The sequence below is a fragment of the Alkalicoccobacillus plakortidis genome, from assembly GCF_023703085.1.
In the GTDB taxonomy this organism is placed as follows: Bacteria; Bacillota; Bacilli; order Bacillales; family Bacillaceae_D; genus Alkalicoccobacillus; species Alkalicoccobacillus plakortidis.
Genome location: NZ_JAMQJY010000001.1, coordinates 1,438,760 through 1,455,444 on the forward strand (window position 1 = coordinate 1,438,760; position 16,685 = coordinate 1,455,444).

The 16,685-nt window shown below is 37.5% G+C and carries 16 protein-coding genes and 1 pseudogene; 3 read left to right on the top strand and 14 right to left on the bottom strand.

What is annotated here, in order from left to right:
• Positions 1-54: 54 nt before the first annotated feature.
• Both NDM98_RS07700 and NDM98_RS07705 read right to left on the bottom strand, forming a co-directional pair.
• Positions 55-900, bottom strand: a complete 846-nt coding sequence (locus tag NDM98_RS07700; RefSeq protein ID WP_251605980.1) for an ABC transporter permease — start codon at positions 898-900, stop codon at positions 55-57.
• Positions 869-2,086 (bottom strand): quaternary amine ABC transporter ATP-binding protein, encoded by a 1,218-nt coding sequence (locus NDM98_RS07705; protein ID WP_251605982.1) that lies wholly within the window; start codon positions 2,084-2,086, stop codon positions 869-871. The genes NDM98_RS07700 and NDM98_RS07705 overlap by 32 nt, the downstream gene beginning before the upstream one ends.
• A gap of 251 nt (positions 2,087-2,337) precedes the next feature.
• On the opposite strand from NDM98_RS07705, the gene NDM98_RS07710 reads away from it, so the two are divergent.
• Positions 2,338-2,889 carry a GbsR/MarR family transcriptional regulator gene (locus tag NDM98_RS07710; protein WP_251605984.1) on the top strand — a complete coding sequence of 184 codons (552 nt, stop codon included), beginning with the start codon at positions 2,338-2,340 and terminating at the stop codon, positions 2,887-2,889.
• A 149-nt stretch (positions 2,890-3,038) separates the two neighbouring features.
• Here NDM98_RS07710 and NDM98_RS07715 read toward each other — a convergent pair whose 3' ends face one another.
• Entirely contained in the window at positions 3,039-3,689 is a 651-nt protein-coding gene (locus NDM98_RS07715) for a phosphatase PAP2 family protein (protein ID WP_251605986.1), read from the bottom strand.
• 153 nt (positions 3,690-3,842) lie between these two features.
• Here NDM98_RS07715 and NDM98_RS07720 point away from each other — a divergent pair, with 153 nt between their 5' ends.
• Both NDM98_RS07720 and NDM98_RS07725 read left to right on the top strand, forming a co-directional pair.
• Positions 3,843-5,396 carry a glycerophosphodiester phosphodiesterase gene (locus NDM98_RS07720; protein ID WP_251605988.1) on the top strand — a complete coding sequence of 518 codons (1,554 nt, stop codon included), beginning with the start codon at positions 3,843-3,845 and terminating at the stop codon, positions 5,394-5,396.
• Positions 5,396-5,560, top strand: coding sequence for a Fur-regulated basic protein FbpA (locus tag NDM98_RS07725; protein WP_251605990.1), 165 nt, complete (start codon positions 5,396-5,398; stop codon positions 5,558-5,560). Before NDM98_RS07720 ends, NDM98_RS07725 begins: the two co-directional genes overlap by 1 nt.
• Before the next feature lie 55 nt (positions 5,561-5,615).
• Here NDM98_RS07725 and NDM98_RS07730 read toward each other — a convergent pair whose 3' ends face one another.
• The 11 genes and pseudogenes from NDM98_RS07730 to NDM98_RS07780 form a co-directional block, all read right to left on the bottom strand.
• Positions 5,616-6,959, bottom strand: coding sequence for a 2-hydroxycarboxylate transporter family protein (locus NDM98_RS07730; RefSeq protein WP_373370361.1), 1,344 nt, complete (start codon positions 6,957-6,959; stop codon positions 5,616-5,618).
• Between the two features lie 173 nt (positions 6,960-7,132).
• Positions 7,133-7,891: a LamB/YcsF family protein gene (locus NDM98_RS07735; RefSeq protein ID WP_251605993.1), complete on the bottom strand. Its 759-nt coding sequence runs from the start codon at positions 7,889-7,891 to the stop codon at positions 7,133-7,135.
• An 18-nt stretch (positions 7,892-7,909) separates the two neighbouring features.
• Positions 7,910-8,907: pseudogene (locus tag NDM98_RS07740) on the bottom strand (5-oxoprolinase subunit C family protein).
• Between the two features lies 1 nt (position 8,908).
• On the bottom strand, positions 8,909-9,640 hold the full coding sequence (pxpB, locus tag NDM98_RS07745) for a 5-oxoprolinase subunit PxpB (RefSeq protein ID WP_251605996.1): 732 nt from the start codon (positions 9,638-9,640) through the stop codon (positions 8,909-8,911).
• Positions 9,641-9,674: 34 nt separating this feature from the next.
• Entirely contained in the window at positions 9,675-10,382 is a 708-nt protein-coding gene (locus tag NDM98_RS07750; RefSeq protein WP_251605999.1) for a response regulator, read from the bottom strand.
• Entirely contained in the window at positions 10,379-11,989 is a 1,611-nt protein-coding gene (dcuS, locus tag NDM98_RS07755) for a DcuS/MalK family sensor histidine kinase (RefSeq protein WP_251606002.1), read from the bottom strand. Before dcuS ends, NDM98_RS07750 begins: the two co-directional genes overlap by 4 nt.
• Positions 11,990-12,132: 143 nt before the next feature.
• Positions 12,133-12,516 (bottom strand): DUF1516 family protein, encoded by a 384-nt coding sequence (locus NDM98_RS07760; RefSeq protein WP_251606005.1) that lies wholly within the window; start codon positions 12,514-12,516, stop codon positions 12,133-12,135.
• A gap of 76 nt (positions 12,517-12,592) precedes the next feature.
• Entirely contained in the window at positions 12,593-12,970 is a 378-nt protein-coding gene (locus NDM98_RS07765) for a CcdC family protein (RefSeq protein ID WP_307728721.1), read from the bottom strand.
• 247 nt (positions 12,971-13,217) lie between these two features.
• Positions 13,218-14,159: a heme o synthase gene (cyoE, locus tag NDM98_RS07770; protein WP_285803898.1), complete on the bottom strand. Its 942-nt coding sequence runs from the start codon at positions 14,157-14,159 to the stop codon at positions 13,218-13,220.
• Between the two features lie 295 nt (positions 14,160-14,454).
• Positions 14,455-15,429 (bottom strand): 2-hydroxyacid dehydrogenase, encoded by a 975-nt coding sequence (locus NDM98_RS07775; RefSeq protein WP_251606008.1) that lies wholly within the window; start codon positions 15,427-15,429, stop codon positions 14,455-14,457.
• Positions 15,430-15,552: 123 nt separating this feature from the next.
• Positions 15,553-16,683 carry a bifunctional cystathionine gamma-lyase/homocysteine desulfhydrase gene (locus NDM98_RS07780; protein ID WP_251606010.1) on the bottom strand — a complete coding sequence of 377 codons (1,131 nt, stop codon included), beginning with the start codon at positions 16,681-16,683 and terminating at the stop codon, positions 15,553-15,555.
• Positions 16,684-16,685 lie beyond the last annotated feature (2 nt).

The window sequence follows — 16,685 nt, forward strand, 5'->3', positions numbered from 1 at the left end:
ATTGAACCTCTCCTTTTATCTTTATATATATTTTAACTAATTCCGAAGAATCAATTAATGTCCTTGTTCGGCTTTACTATTAAATACTTGTGTTAAACGGTCTAAGATAATTGCTACAATAACAATAGCAATACCAGCTTCAAATCCTACACCTACATTGTTTTGTCCTACAGCCGTATATACTGATTGACCAAGACCACGAGCTCCAATCATCGCTGCAATAACAACCATAGATAGTGCGAGCATAATACTTTGGTTGACACCGGCCATAATCGTTCCTTTAGCCATTGGTAATTCAACTTTAAACAGCTTTTGTGATCCTGTAGAACCGAATGCATCTGCAGCCTCAACTAGTTCAGTTGATACCTGACGTATTCCTAGATTTGTTAGTCGAACGGTTGGTGGCATTGCAAAAATAACAGAAGCCACAACCCCAGGAACCATTCCTATTCCAAAAAACGCAACTGCCGGGATTAAGTATACAAATGCTGGCATCGTCTGCATAAAGTCAAGAATTGGCTTAAAAATACTTTCAACAATTGCACTTTTCGCCATCCAGATACCAAGCGGAATTCCGATTATAATTGAAATTAGTCCTGCTGTTAACACGAGTGATAATGTGTCAATCATTTGACTCCAATATTGTAGATTATCAATAAGCAATAATCCAACTAAGACAAATAAAGCGAGTCCCCATTTTCTTTTATGAAGCCAAAACGTTCCTAAAGTAATAATAATTATTAAGAGCCATGATGGCGGAATAGATAGTACCCAACCAATTCCATCAACACACCACCCAATAAAATTACGAATTCCTCCAAAAAATGCACTTGCATTTTTAATCCAATCAACTAACCAATCAATCCAATCAGCTAGGGGTAGACGTGGTAGTATATCCATCAAAATCAACCTCACTTCCGGACAGAGCTCCTAGAACAGCTCCTCTAACAATAATTCCGCGTAGTTTATTTTCAGTTACAACTGCGAGTGGCACAGGGCTTGTTGATACCTGTTCAAACAAGTCAGAAAGTGTGGTTTCTGGTGCTACCCTTGCAATATCATTTTTTACAATCGATTCAATTGAAGTTTGACCTGTTTTAATGAGATCGGCCACTTCTTTAGCATGAACGATTCCTACTAATTCTTTGTTTCGTCTCGTCACAAAGATACTTGAGATTCCCGCATCCTTCATACGCTGCAAGGCAACACGCGGTCCATCTTTCTCTATATTAACGGTTTCCGGACGAATCATTACATTCTCCGCAGTGAAGACCTTAGAACGATCCACATCCTCAACGAACTTCTCAACATAATCATTTTCTGGATTTGTTAAGATATCCTCAGGAGAACCAATTTGAACAATCGCTCCATCTTTCATAATCATGATGCGGTCACCAATACGTAACGCTTCATCTAAATCATGTGTAATAAAAATGATCGTCTTTTTCATTGTTTCTTGAAGATCAAGAAGTTCATCCTGCATGTCTTTACGTATTAATGGATCGAGCGCTGAGAATGCTTCATCCATTAATAACACATCGGGGTCGTTAGCAAGAGCTCTTGCTAAGCCAACACGTTGCTGCATCCCACCAGAAAGTTGACTTGGATAACTTGATTCATATCCCTTAAGTCCAACTAAATTTAATGATGTTGTTGCCGTTTCTCGTCTTTTTCCTTTTGGTACACCTTGAACTTCAAGACCATACTCTACATTTTCAAGGATTGTACGGTTCGGAAATAACCCGAACTTCTGGAAAACCATACTCATCTTTTTACGTCGTGCTTCACGAAGTTTCTTTTCATCCATCTTCGCAAGATCATCCCCATCAATCATGACACTACCTGTAGTTGGCTCAATTAAACGATTTAATAATCGAACAATTGTTGACTTACCACTACCTGATAGTCCCATAATGACAAAAATTTCTCCATCTTGGACTTCAAAACTAGCTTGGTTAACCCCTACCGTCATTCCCGTTTCTTTCAGTATGTCATCCTTACTTTTTTTCTCTGCAAGTAAGTCCAAGGCACGTTTTGGTTTCTTTCCAAAGACCTTTGTCAGACCTTCAACTTTTATCTTCGCCACAGACTATTCACCTCTTTGTCATCGTCCTGTAATATTCAACTCTCTTACTATACAGTTTTAAAATATATTGAGCAATTTTCATATAACGGACAAATTGATTATATTTTATGTACAGTTTAAACTGTACGCTTTAAAAGTTATGAATCCTAACATATCCTCCTTATTCCTCTGTTATCGTCTTACATCACTCAGTTCTTCCTACTTATCATATCTGCTACACTTTAGTAGGAGAGTTAAAGGAGGTCACTAACATGTTAGATCGTTCTAATGAAACATGTGATCAGATCGAACAGGCACGCAAAGATTTCATCCACGAGCTTTCACAAAATATGCACCTGTACGGTATATCTGATTCTGTTGGCCGATTGTATGGCACTGTATTATTTGCTGATCATCCAATGACACTTGATGAAATGAGTCAATCACTAGGCATGAGTAAAACTAGCATGAGTACAGGAATCAGGGTTCTAATGGAAGCGAATATGGTTGAAAAAGCTTGGCAAAAAGGTGTTCGAAAAGATCTTTATCAGCCAGTTGATGATTGGTATAAATCGTTTTCAACTGCCTTTGTAAAAAGGTGGAGAACATCTGTTATAAACAATCTTCAAGCCGTTCATCAAATGCGTGATACTTTACAAAGAATGCAACAGGAACAAGACATTTCAGATGATTCAATTCGGTCCGACTCATTAATAACAGATCTTGAAAAGCTACAACATGCTGAGAACTACTACAATTGGTTAGCTGAAGTTACTGAGATTTTTGAGAGTGGTAAAATTTTTGATTTAATTCCCAAAAAATAAGCCCGACCTTTGAACGCCAAACTTAATGAGACTATTTACTCGGTTAATATACCCTCTCACAAATAAAATAAACAACGTGATCTCAACTTTTGTCGAAATCACGTTGTTTATTTATATTTTCTCTCCATTTGAAACTATAAAATCCCCGACTAGGCGTCAGATACAGAACGTGAAGCAGATGAGCTCTTTAATGATTCAACAAGATATATTGAAATCATTAACCAAGTCAAACTAAATAAAGTCCCTCCCATGATATCAGTAAAAAAATGTACGCCTAAATATACTCTGCTGGCTCCCATTAAAACAACCAAAGTGATTGCTGAAATAACCGTCAGCTTTCGTACTGTGCCCTTCTCGATCATGATATAAGAGAGATACACAATAAGTCCAAACAACGATACAGCCGCCATAGTATGACCACTTGGAAAGCTATAACCTGGCTGATCGATTAAATAATTCACCTCAGGTCGTACTCTACTTATTAATTGTTTGGCTATTAGATTTAATACCCCCGTTCCACCCATAACTAAAATGGGGAGGAATGCTGCAGTCAATCGCTTGTGTTTAATCACTAATAAGATAAGCAAACTAAGGGTTAGCACAGCCATGATTCGGGTTCCACCTAACCAAGCTAAAAAAAGCATAATGGAAGTGATCCAATCATGGCGATAGTTAGGCATCCCTTCAACAAAAAAGACATCGATTGCTTGTAAATACGAACTTTCGAATGTAAAAGCAAGCAAAATAAATAAACTAAAAGTAAGCAAACTAAACCACAAAAGTGTTTTTTTATTTTTCAATGGTTTCACCTCTTCTTAAACACTGTGCATATTCTACCTATTATCTGCATGTTTGACAAACAATTTTTAAATATAGTTATTAGGTTTTCTTTATTGGTAAAGAGGGTACTTGTTAAAAGAAGTATGAACAATCAGCTAAAGGCTGGGATATGGATGAAAAAAACAAAGAATCAGCAGCCTATAATACAAGTTCCAATTCTGAATCTTACACAAATCGAGCAGCTTACTTCCGTTCAAAATAAATCGACAAACATGTTTATATCTAATGACATGGTTAAAGGCATTTCTTTAGCGCATATGGATCTATTCTTAGCTTCTCCATGCACAAAAATCATTCATATAGAAGACATGGAACAACTAGATGCGATTCTTAGCAGAATAACAGCCAAACAAAAAGCAAAACTAACCATCGTATCAGCCAATACACAAGTTCTGAAGGCAGTTTTCAACAGCTATACTTCATGTAGGCGAGTCTTTTATGCCAAAGAGCATTCATGGTCAGCAACTGCGCTGATCTGTTTATTAAACAAGTTAGGCATTAAAACTGTTTTGCTTCAACCAGAGCTTGCACTCATGCTCACTCATACATTACATAAACATGCGTTAGTAGTATGGAGTCATGGTGAGGAAAAGGAAAAGATGCACAAGCTTTTTAGTGCTAATGTTGATGCAATGACACTTTCTTTAACTAATGACAGCAGAAAAATGTTTGATGAATATTTGAAGCTTCACATTCTCAAAAGACCAGTATTTGTGGCTCATCGTGGAGCGCCGCAGTTAGACATTGAGAATACGTTACCAGCATTTGAAAAAGCGGTTGAATACGGAGCCGATGTATTAGAAACAGACATACGCGAAACAAAAGACAAGCAACTGATACTTTTTCATGATCCAGATATAAAACGGATCACTTCAAGCAAAGGTTTAGTCTCTTCTTTTTTGCTAGAAGAATTAAAAGACTTACTTCCTGTTGTTACATTAGATACATTTTTAACAAGGTTCCGGCAGTCGCCCCAGTTGCTGTTAATTGAAATCAAGGAAAGGCACACTGTTACAGAAGTAATTAAACTTGTAGAAAAATATAGTATGGAACATCGTGTACATATCCAAAGCTTTGATCCGGAATCACTACAAACCGTCCGCTCATTAAATGAAGAAATTGGTGTGAGTTTACTATACTCTCATAACAAATGGTCCAAAAATCGTATATCTCATGCAACTGTCCATCAGACATTATCTCAGACACAGAGCTCACTAAATATAAAATCAACTCGTTCTTTTCACCGAACGAAAAACTCATTCTCCAAGTGGGGATTACATTCATTTATATGGACCATTCGCAGAGAGAAAGAGTTATATAGGCTGTGGTCCTTGGGTGTTTCCGGGTTAATTATTGACTGTATCCAGCATCTAATAAAAATTCCGATACATCTTGAGATTCTAGATGCCCCTAAGTTTAATCAAAATGGGGACTTGGTTGTTCCAGAAAAAGCCTATGCTTGCTACACTAATGGTTCAAAAAAACTTGTTCCTGTGAAATGGATGATGCAAGAAGATACTCGTTTAATCGAACTAACAAGCACAACAAAAAGATTAAATAGCTTAAACACTTTTTGTATCTATCAATTTTCTATAAACGGATTGAAACGTTCAGTTATTTCAAAAATGACCATTATAGAAGAAAAAAATAATAAGAGAGGTGCCTGATGAATAAGGATACGTCTGAATCAAATCGTCGTGATCATCTTATCTCCCGGATTATCGAATTAGGTGTTTTTAAATTAAAAAACCGTCACCTGTTTGAATTAAGTATGGCAGAGATCGATCATCTTTATCGGAAATTGATGATGGAAAAAAATCAGCAAGTATAAAAAGAGCTAAATGACAATGTTGTCATTTAGCTCTTTGTTCATTTTCAATTAATCCTTATCCTAAGAAAAATCTCATTAAAAGTGTGGCACCAATTACTGTTGCCGCTCCACCAAGACGTGTTGAAATTTGCGCAAATGGCATAAGCCCCATACGATTTGATGCAGAAAGAATCGCCACATCTCCAGTACCACCTAAACCACTGTGACAACCAGTTACGATCGCAGCTTCAATTGGATACATATTCATAAGCTTGCCTACAAAGAAACCAGAACCAACCATTGCCAGAACCACTGACGCACAGATGATTACATATGAAACTGAGAATACAGCTGCTACGCTTTCCAATGGAATAAACATAATTCCAAGTCCCACCATTAAAGGCCATGTAAATGAAGATGATACAAATTTATAAAGCTGATGTGAACCAAGCTCCATTTGAGCTGGCATAATATTAAGTACTTTTACAAGTGCCGCCAAAATAATCATTAGAACAGCACCAGAGATTCCTACCCATCCTTCAAGTACTCCACCAAAAATAAAGAAAGTAGAAGCGACAAGCACACCAGCACCCATCAAACGAAAATCTACAGGAGCTTCTTTTTGCTTCTCGGTAAAGATATCGTTTGCACCTTTAGCACGAACGAGCACTCCGTTACCATTAAGGTCAGGGCGTTTTTCCCCAAGCTTTTTCATCATTCCTGCACAAATAATTGCTACGATATTACCTATAATAGCAGCTGGTACTAATTGAGCAAGTAACTCTGTTGATGGTTGATCAATCATCGTTGCATACGAAATAGAGAGTGGAAGAATTCCTTCACCAATTCCGCCTGAAATAATTGGTACAATAATAAAGAAGAATGTATGATACAGCTCATATCCAAATAATGAACCAACAATCAAGCCAACAGCAACCGCACTAAGTGTTCCTGCTACAAGTGGAATAAACATTCTTGCAAATCCCTGAAGTAAAACAACACGACTCATTCCTAAGATACTTCCCACTACCAGAACAGCAATATAAGCATATAAGAAGTTGGACGTACTCATTAATGTATCAACTGCATCAATAGCAGGTGCATTAAACCATCCTAAAAACACTGCAATAGAAGGTAATAATAAAGATAAGATAGTTGGACCACCAATATCCTTAAGAATTGGCGTTTTTAAACCTATATCTCCAAGTAACATTCCAATAACCATAATGACGGCAAAACCGCCAATCATATCGCTTGGTAATTCATTAAAATAGGCAGCCAAAAAAACCGCTGCTGCAATAAAAATATACAAAGGTAATGGTAGAACTCCTACCTTAATCTCCATAATTTTTGCCCAAATGCCGTTGTTGTTTGGGTCTTGGTTGTTCATGTTGTTTACGTTTTCACTCGGCATAGCCATCTTTCTAACACCTCCGGATAATATAGTTACAGTGTAAGCGGGTTCATTCTTTTTGTCGTTTTTTCTTAGTATTTTAACCTTTAAATAAATAATTTAATTACGAATCCAACTGTCAATTCCAATCAAAAAAAGCCCTCTCGCAGAGAGATGGGCTTAGACAATACTGTTATCATTTAAAGAATCGATGCGATTTCAATATCATTTTTCGTTAAGTGATTTCTAAGTTCCTTAACAAATAATAAAGCATGCTCACCGTCACCATGTACACAAACCGTATCGGCTTCCATTGGAATGGTACTTCCATCCACTGCCGTAACGGTTGATGTAGTCACCATCTGCAATACTTGTTGAACCGCTTGTTCATGATCAGTTATTAGAGCATTTGCAGAAGTACGTGGTGTTAATGTGCCATCTGGTTGATAGGTACGATCAGCGAATACCTCGTTGGCAGTTTTTAATCCGTATTTTTCTCCTGCTTTCGTTAATTCGCTCCCTGCTAAACCAAATAAAACAAGATTAGGGTTAGCATCTTTGACTGCTTTAGCGATGGCTTCAGACATAACTGAATCAACGGCAGCCATATTAAATAATGCTCCGTGTGGTTTAACGTGCTGCATTGTCTGATTATGCAAACGACAGAAGCCTTCAAGCGCACCAATTTGATAGAAGACAAAATTATAGATATCCTCTGGCGTTGTTTGAATTGGTCGTCTTCCAAAACCAAATAGATCACTAAATCCTGGGTGAGCTCCAATTCTTGCCCCGTGCTCCTTCGCCAATTTGACTGTCTTAGCCATCGTGTTATGGTCTCCTGCATGGTATCCACACGCAACATTCACGGACGTTACTAATGGTAATATTTCTTCATCATTTCCAACCTTAAATACCCCATAGCTTTCACCGAGATCGCAATTTAAATCAATTTTTTTCATCGTTCTTCCCCTTTTCTATCAGCTTACTTGAACACCTTTTAATCCGATCGCTGCTTTTATTTCTGCAATTTCTTTTTCAGACTGAATATATATTTGTTCAGCTTCTTGCAGGGAAACTTCATCAAAGACCACCCATTCACCAGGTCTTAATTGAGCAAGTTTTGGAATATCTACAATCATAACCTGACCGATACGTGGATAGCCTCCTGTAGACTGACGATCAGCTAATAATATAATTGGTTTTCCACCAGGAGGAAGCTGGATCGTTCCAAGTGTAACGGCCTCTGATAATAATTCAAATGGTTCTGATAATTCAATGGTTTGATCTGTATCTAGCCGATAACCCATCCTGTCCGATTGGGTTGAAATTTGAAAAGGAGAACCGAAAAATAAATCCCGACTTTGTTCTGTAAACCGATCATAGTGACTTCCTTTTAACACACGAATAATTGTCTGCTCATTTGTAGAACCTGGTGAACGTGAAACACTCCACTTTGGTGATGAGCGATGTTCTGATAAACGTTTCATAAAATCCCTTGATGCTTGAGGCATTGGCAACAAGTCTAATACATCACCTTTTTGCAGCGCTCTACCTTTATATCCACCTAAACCTGCACGTAAATAAGTGCTTTTACTTCCCATTAGAACTGGTACATCAAAACCACCTGCGACAGAAAGATATGCACGGCATCCTTTTTTTAATGGCTCAAAATGGAGCAATGAGCCTGCTGAATAAATAAAGGAGTATGTACTTGCAGCCGTTTTCCATTCATAACCGGAAGCATTCCACCACCAGATACCGCAATCAATCGGTCCTCATCAAATTTTAATGATGGACCTGTCATAGTCATTTCAAGAACAGCCTCATTTTCCGCATTACCAACGAGTAGATTTGATATTCGAAGGGATCTTGCATCCATTGCACCAGTAACGGATACCCCTTGACTCATATACCCAAAACGTCCTAAATCCTGAATCGTTGTCTGCAGTCCAGGCTTCACAACTTGAATACTCAATTTAGTCACGCTCCTTTAAGTCTTGATATTCCTCTAAGGAGATTGGTCTAAACCTCACAATATGACCTGGCTTTAACAAGCTTGGTTCATCTCGATTTAAATCAAACATTTTAAGGGGAGTTTGACCAATTAACTGCCAACCTCCTGGTGTGACCATTGGATAAACTCCTGTTTGTTTGCCTGCAATTCCAACTGAACCTGCTGGAATTTCTAAGCGGGGCTGTTGTTTACGTGGGGTTGCGATTGATTCGGACATTCCTCCCAAAAAAGGAAAACCGGGAGCAAACCCAATCATATACACTTGATAGCTCCCTTTAGAATGAATCGAGATGACATCATCAACCGTGAGTTGATTATAATCGGCTACTTCCTGTAGATCCGGTCCCAAAGTCCAGTCATAACACACTGGAATTTCAATTGTTTCTGGCTCTACATTGAGTTGATGATGTTTACTAGAAATAATATAGTCATCTAACAATTGACGTACTCTGTCACTTGGACTAAGTATAGAAGCTGGCTCTGCAGATAACACAAGTGCTGGATCATAAAACACTGCTACACCGGTGTAACTAGGTAAACTCTCAAGAAAACCAGGAAAAGGAGATGTTTTAAGGAGATCAATCAAAGCAAGTATATTTTTTTGTGTATTCGGATCAATCTTATCGGCGAATTGAACAATCATTGATGTTTCATTTAGTGAATAGATATGTGGAAATAAAGATATCTCTCCCATTTTGAACTCCCCTTTCTAGATTAAAACAGTAAACTTAAAGAAATGGTTCGATTAATTCATCAGCACGGATGCTGCAAGTATAACGAAAAACAGGTCTACCTACTGAACCATAAACCATATTTACAGATAATACCTCAGAATCCTCAAGTAGTTTTAGATATTTCCGAATGGATACCTGTGAAATATTCGTATCATTTGCAATATCCTCTGTTGAAAAAGTGGCGTCTCCACGATTTTTGATCGCTTTCCAAACTACCTGTAAGGTTGACCTTGTTAAGCCTTTTGGCAGAGATGGTTTCTCAATATGTGCAGATGCATTTTGCATAAGATGGTCTAACTCTTGCTGATTTAATACATCTGATTGTTTAGTCTGATTCATACGTTTATTATACATTTGCAGAGCGTGTTGGAATCGATCAAATGTAAAAGGTTTTATTAAATAATCAACAGCACCATGCCTGAGTACTTTAGATATCGTATCTGATTCAGAGGCTGCTGAAATCATCATGACGTCGACCGCTAAGTCTTTTCTTCTAATTCGTTTTAAAAGTTCAATTCCACTTTTTCCAGGCATATAAATATCTAAAAGGATTAAATCAACTTTTTCGTTTTCAATGATCTCCCAAGCTTTCTCTATACCTGATGCTATACCAACTAGTGAAAAACCTTCACTCATTTCAATATACCTTTTATTTAAATCTGCTACCATTGGATCGTCTTCTACAATTAATACATAAATCATTGTTGTTCATTGTCTCCTTGCTTCTCAAATGGAATATAAATGGTGAATATTGTGCCGACACCTATATCGCTTGTCATTAATAAATGTCCTTTTAAGTTAGTTACACTTTGTTCGATGAGAGCCAAACCAAATCCTCGGTCTGCACCTTTGGTGGAATAGCCTTTTTTAAATACTTTCTCCTGTTGTTCTTGATTCATGCCCTCTCCTGTATCACTCACTTCAATTCTAAGTTCATTTTCCTTAAATCTTAATGAAAGCTCTACCAATTTTGTATCCTTAGATTGCACTGACTCTACGGCGTTTGTTAAAAGATTTCCGACAATAGTCACTAGTTCATAGACAACATCTTTGTCCTCTGATTTTGGGATACTGCCTTGAATATCAAGGTTAAAATCTACACCTTGTTCACGTATATAACTTTGTTTCCCTATTAAGAAACCTGCCAAAACTGTATCTTTCACATTGCCCATTATTTGTTCCGTTTCATGTCCAGTTACTTCTGTGAATCTAGCTAAATAGTCAGCTGCTTGATCGTACTGCTTTAAATGAATTAATCCTTGAAGAACATGAATCGTGTTCATAAATTCATGGGTTTGAGCTCGGAGTGCATTGGCATAGAGTTTAACTCCTGTTAGTTGCTCAGCAAGCATTGCCACATCTGTCTTATCTTTAAAAGTCGCAATAGCCCCCACTGTTTGATGTTTAATTCTAATCGGAACTTCATTAATTAAGAGTTCGAAGCCTTCCATTCGAATTTTCCGATCAAGGATTGGCTTATTAGACTTTAAGACTTCTTTTAATTTTGTACCAGGCAAAACTTGTTCAACATCTTGTCCAATCAAGTTTTCGTTGACACCCATTTTTCTAAATACTTCTTTTGCCTCTGCATTAGTTAATCGAACTCGTCCATTGTTGTCAATTGCTACTATACCCTCTTTTGTTGATTCAAGCATTGCGCTTCTTTCCTCTAACACCGTCGCAATTTCTTCTGGTTCAAGATTATACATCAGGCTTTTTACACGTCTAGCAAGTAACACCGCACCAATTCCACCAACAATTATACTTAAAACCATTCCCATATAAAGTGGTCGGAGCATCGTGCCAATAATATCATCAATTTGGTTAAGGGTAATTCCAACAGCAACGGCGCCAATAAATTCTCCAGTTTCATTATAGATTGGGCTAAATGCTCTTAATGATTCACCTAAAGTGCCTCTTGCTGTTGAAACGTACTCTTCCTGAGTTTCTAACGTCTTTTTTTCATCTCCACCTTCAAAAGGCAGCCCCACTAAATCGGGATTAGGGTGAGATCGTCTGATTCCATTCCTATCTAGCACAACAACAAAGTCCGTATTAGTAGCTTCAATCACATACTGTGTGTACTGTTGTAATTCTTCATTTACTTTAACATCTTCCTCTAAGACTTGATGAACCATATTTGTTCCTGCAACTAACCGTGCTGTATTAAGAGCAATTTCCTCCTCTTGCTCCTGTATGGTATCGGTTGTTTCCAAACTAATCATATAGAAAGTTACAGCAAGTGAAAGCAAAACAATTAACGTAACAAAGATTGCAAGACGCCGCTGTAATGTCCATTTTCTTCTCATATAAAGCCTCTTTCTTAGGTCAATGTTACATACTACTTTAAAAATTAGTATACCACTCAGTACATATGCCAACAAATAGTGCTTTTTAATTTAATAAAAAACGCTTAAGAGATTGAGCTCTCTTAAGCGCCTTTTATTATCATTTATCCTAGCTTTAAGTAACCTAGTGCTACCACAGCTACCATCAAAACAACAAAAACAATCCATAATGACCCTGTTGTTTCTCTACGTTTGGTTTTACCCATTATTACTTCCATAATACCGATTAACATAATCGCTAGTAAGCCTTTAATTAAGAAACTAATATTTCCACTAACGAAGTTTCCAATGTCTGCGCTTGCGTTAAGATTAAAAACAAGCATACCAATTCCTGATACAAGCATAATTATGTAGAACAAACGGACGATCATATAAATAATTTTTGATGCTTTAGGTTTACCAAAACGGAATAAAAAGTACGCAGCTAAAAAGAATAAAAGTAAAAAAGCCCAAGATCCCGCATGAGATTGATAGAACATATTGTACATTCGTGCACCCCCTTCAGTTAATTTCTATTATAATAGATAATTTCTTATACAACACCCTTTAATAGAAGAGTTTGACCTACTTATATGGTGCAGGCTCTTGTTTTACAGAGAGTATCGTTCTCTCATCTGAATTAGTTAATTGCTTCTCAATTTTTCTATAAGAGACATACATCGCTATTCTCCAAGGCAAAATCATTCCGTAGGCAAGTAGAAAAAACATACCAGATAATTCTTCTGGGTTTATATCTTTACCAAGAAACGCACGAAAAGCTACTCGAATAATTAATAATCCCATAAGTATAAACATAAATGCTTTTGATCGTTGAAGAAAGATTTTGCCATCTCTAATTTCAAACTTCGACGTAATAATCAAGAAAATCGAAAAAACCGCGCCGACTGCAAGCGCTTCCGCAACTTGTAAAGAAGCAGGCCTGGTTGGTTCATATAAAAACATCAAAAACCCTGTGGACATAAAAATAGGAGGTAATATGATTTTTCTTAATGAAGCTGTTTTTTAGCCGCTTTCATTCGAACTAAAAGCGCAATTCCTCCCATTACTAATGCAAGAACAATTGGAATGAGGATTAAGTTATTATCCAACTTGAATTCCCCCTTTCAGTTTAGATTCACTTTGATACAGTGTTTTGAAACATGAAAGCCTGTCCCGCAACTAATCTGCTGGCGGAACAGGAATCAATGGGTCAACCATTTACATACATTAGGATAAGCGAATAACCAATGATTAATGCAAAAAGTATCGTAATATGATTAAGAGAATAAATAAACATCGCGGTTGCCCATTTATAATCACTCATTTTTTTATAACCGGCAATCCCAAGAATCATCCATCCAAGAGTAAGGATAAAAGCAGTAATCGCAATGGTTTTACTAAATGGATAAAACAAAACCGATGATGCAAGTAATAAAACAAGATACACAAGCGTTTGAATCTTTGTTCGTTTGATACCTTTTACAACTGGCAACATAGGCACACCAGCAGCACGGTAGTCATCAAGCTTGCGAATGGCAATCGCATAAAAGTGAGGCATTTGCCATATTAACATCAAAACAAACAAGCCAATTGATGCAGGGTGATAAATATCAGATGATACGGCTGCCCAACCAATTAATGGTGGAACTGCACCTGATAAACTCCCAACTTCTGTATTATAAATCGTACTACGTTTTGTCCAAATTGTATAAGGGACTGTGTATAAAAACAACCCAAGAAAACCAAGCACTGCCGCGAGCGGACTCGCAAAAGCAAGTAAAATCATACCTACCACTGCAAAAGAAATTCCTAAAATAAGTCCATTTTTTGTAGAAACTGTTCCCGTAACGGTTGGACGTTTTTTTGTCCGTTCCATTTTTGCATCAATATCACGGTCATATAAATTATTAAAAGTCCCTGCAGCTCCAATCACAAGAGAACTTCCAAGTAAGGCCAGGATAATAGATCCCATATGATCAAATAAAGATCCTCCATGTATAAATAAAGCAAAACAAAGTCCCGCAACCATTGCGAGTACATTTGATTTAATAATTCCAGTTTTTATCGTTTCAAATAGAATATCCGCATAATAGGATACATTTGAAACTGAAGTTGTTTGGTCCACTGTTTTTTCTAACTTCACACTTTTCATTTGGGACTCCTCTCTCAGTATAAAGACTTGCATGCCACAGCAAAGTCAAGCCACTGATTTGTTCAAAAAAGAGTCTTCCTTCTTGGCAATTTGACACTTTTTAAACCGCTTGGCTTACTCATTAAGTCTATCATAATCCTTCACAAATAAAAGATTCAGAAACGACAATCCAAAAACCTGTCAAAGCTTTGTGACTACTTTTTGACAAGATTCCATCATTATTTGTGAAGGAATTCACTTGCCAAGTGTATTATACTCTCTTTTATACTGATTGCAAGAGTTAGCATTTGGAAGATTAAGAACGTACCTCTGGATTAATTGGCGTAGGAGGATTGTCTCCACTTAAGCTGGCTATCAAGTTATCCGCTGCTAACTGAGCCATTTTATGTCGAGTCTCTAAAGTTGCTGAACCAATATGAGGAAGGGTTACTACATTTTTCATTCTCAACAATGGATGGTCTGCCGGAACTGGCTCTTCTTTAAATACATCAAGCCCAGCTGCATAAATTTCTCCCTCTTCAAGTGCCTGAATAAGAGCCTCTTCATCTACTGTGGCTCCCCTTGACCCATTAATAAATACAGCCGTTTCCTTCATTAATTTAAATTGTTCCGCTCCCATTAGATCATACGTTTCTTTTGTTAACGGTGTTAGTAAGCAAACAACATCAGACTGCTCAAGTAACTCATCCAATGAACAATACGTAGCTCCATACGTTTCTTCAGCCCAATTATTTCGTGAGCGATTATGATAAAGAATCTCCATGTCAAAACCACCTGCTGCACGTTTAGCAACGGTTTGTCCAACTCTACCCATGCCAATGATACCAAGCTTCTTATGATGAACATCTAACCCGAAGTGTTCTTGTGTTAAAGAAGCCTTCCAATTGCCGCTTTTAACAAGTTCATCTAGTTCAACAACTCGTCTTCTTGTAGCCAAAATAAGCGACATCATTGTGTCAGCAACAGTATCGTCAAGCACGGTTGGAGTATTGGTTGCCAAAACTCCACATTCAGTTAAATCACGAATTGTTAAATTATCATAACCGACTGTAATATTACTTACTACAGATAGCTTAGGGGCTTTTTCTAAAAGGCTCTTGTCCACTTTTAATCCTGAACCTAACACACCCTCTGCCTCTGTAAGCTCTTTCATAAATTCAGAGTGATTGTCATCAGTTAATTTCTCATAATATGTAACACTACAGGTCTCTTTAATACGCGCCAGTAAATCTTCTGGTACACGACTATACACAATAACTTTTGGTTTCATCAAAATCCCTCCAAAAATTTCTTTACCTCCAGTATAACAGAGCTTACCGTTAGAAAAGAGAGATTTATGCTTTTTTATGGAGGAAGACGTGTTTTGATTTCTCATCTCCCTCCTCATGTACCATTAATTTAAGGCTTGCTGCAGGTCATCTAGTAGATCTGAAGAATCTTCAAGCCCAATCGACAAACGAACTAACCCTTCTGTAATGCCAATTTCTTTTCGTCGTTCTGCTGGTATCGAAGCATGTGTCATTTTTCCTGGAATGGAGATTAAACTTTCTATAGCTCCTAGACTCTCTGCTAATGTAAAATACTTCAAAGATGAAATTATTTCTTCCGCTCTCTCTCCACTTCCACTCTCAAAGGAAAGGATTCCACTAAATCCTTCTGCTTGCGATTGATGAAGTTTGTGCCCTTTATGAGAGACTAGCCCAGGATAATAGACACGAGCTACTGAGGGATGGTCCACCAAAAACGTTGCGATTTCTTTTGTTGTTTTTTCAATTTCCTCCATTCGAATGCCCAATGTACGAATACCCCTTATAAGGAGCCAACTATCCTGTGCACCTAACACAGCCCCAATTGAATTTTGTAAAAAAGCTAGTTGCTCAGCCAATTCCGGAGAATTTGTGACAGCTAGACCTGCTACGACATCACTATGACCACCTAGGTATTTGGTTGCGCTATGAATAACGATATTCGCTCCAAGCGTAAGTGGATTTTGCCAATAAGGTGTTGAGAACGTATTATCAACAATCAATAGCAATGAATGGTCCAAAGCTAGTCGACTTACTGCACGAATGTCTGTAATCGTCAGAAGTGGATTGGTTGGTGTCTCAAGAAAGATGGCTTTTGTTTCAGGGCGTATGGCCGCTGCCACTTTGTTCAAATCCGTTGTATCTACAAAATCAGCCGTTATGCCTTCTTTAGAAAGTACTTTGACAATTAATCGATAGGTCCCACCATATACATCTTCGGATAAAAGTAAATGGTCTCCACTTGAAAATAATTTAAACACAGTAGTAATGGCTGCCATACCGGATGAAAAAGCAAATCCATCCGTTCCCTCCTCTAACTGAGCAATGAGTTGCTCTAGTGCATGCCTTGTTGGATTACCCGTTCTAGCGTATTCATATTCAAACTTGCCTACACTCCGTTGTTTGAATGTACTTGATAAATGAATTGGAAAGCTCACGCCACCAGTCTGTTTATCTTGAGGAATGCCTCCATGTATCAGCTTGGTTTTTTTCTTCATTT

Excerpts from the sequence above, each read along its gene's own strand:
- NDM98_RS07780 (WP_251606010.1), bottom strand. The coding sequence starts at position 16,683 with ATGAAGAAAAAAACCAAGCTGATACATGGAGGCATTCCTCAAGATAAA.
- NDM98_RS07720 (WP_251605988.1), top strand. The coding sequence starts at position 3,843 with ATGAAAAAAACAAAGAATCAGCAGCCTATAATACAAGTTCCAATTCTG.
- NDM98_RS07750 (WP_251605999.1), bottom strand. The coding sequence starts at position 10,382 with ATGATTTATGTATTAATTGTAGAAGACGATCCAATGGTAGCAGATTTA.
- NDM98_RS07735 (WP_251605993.1), bottom strand. The coding sequence starts at position 7,891 with ATGAAAAAAATTGATTTAAATTGCGATCTCGGTGAAAGCTATGGGGTA.
- NDM98_RS07700 (WP_251605980.1), bottom strand. The coding sequence starts at position 900 with ATGGATATACTACCACGTCTACCCCTAGCTGATTGGATTGATTGGTTA.
- NDM98_RS07730 (WP_373370361.1), bottom strand. The coding sequence starts at position 6,959 with ATGGCTATGCCGAGTGAAAACGTAAACAACATGAACAACCAAGACCCA.
- NDM98_RS07775 (WP_251606008.1), bottom strand. The coding sequence starts at position 15,429 with ATGAAACCAAAAGTTATTGTGTATAGTCGTGTACCAGAAGATTTACTG.
- pxpB (WP_251605996.1), bottom strand. The coding sequence starts at position 9,640 with ATGGGAGAGATATCTTTATTTCCACATATCTATTCACTAAATGAAACA.
- NDM98_RS07760 (WP_251606005.1), bottom strand. The coding sequence starts at position 12,516 with ATGTACAATATGTTCTATCAATCTCATGCGGGATCTTGGGCTTTTTTA.
- dcuS (WP_251606002.1), bottom strand. The coding sequence starts at position 11,989 with ATGAGAAGAAAATGGACATTACAGCGGCGTCTTGCAATCTTTGTTACG.
- NDM98_RS07765 (WP_307728721.1), bottom strand. The coding sequence starts at position 12,970 with ATGTTTTTATATGAACCAACCAGGCCTGCTTCTTTACAAGTTGCGGAA.
- cyoE (WP_285803898.1), bottom strand. The coding sequence starts at position 14,159 with ATGAAAAGTGTGAAGTTAGAAAAAACAGTGGACCAAACAACTTCAGTT.
- NDM98_RS07710 (WP_251605984.1), top strand. The coding sequence starts at position 2,338 with ATGTTAGATCGTTCTAATGAAACATGTGATCAGATCGAACAGGCACGC.
- NDM98_RS07725 (WP_251605990.1), top strand. The coding sequence starts at position 5,396 with ATGAATAAGGATACGTCTGAATCAAATCGTCGTGATCATCTTATCTCC.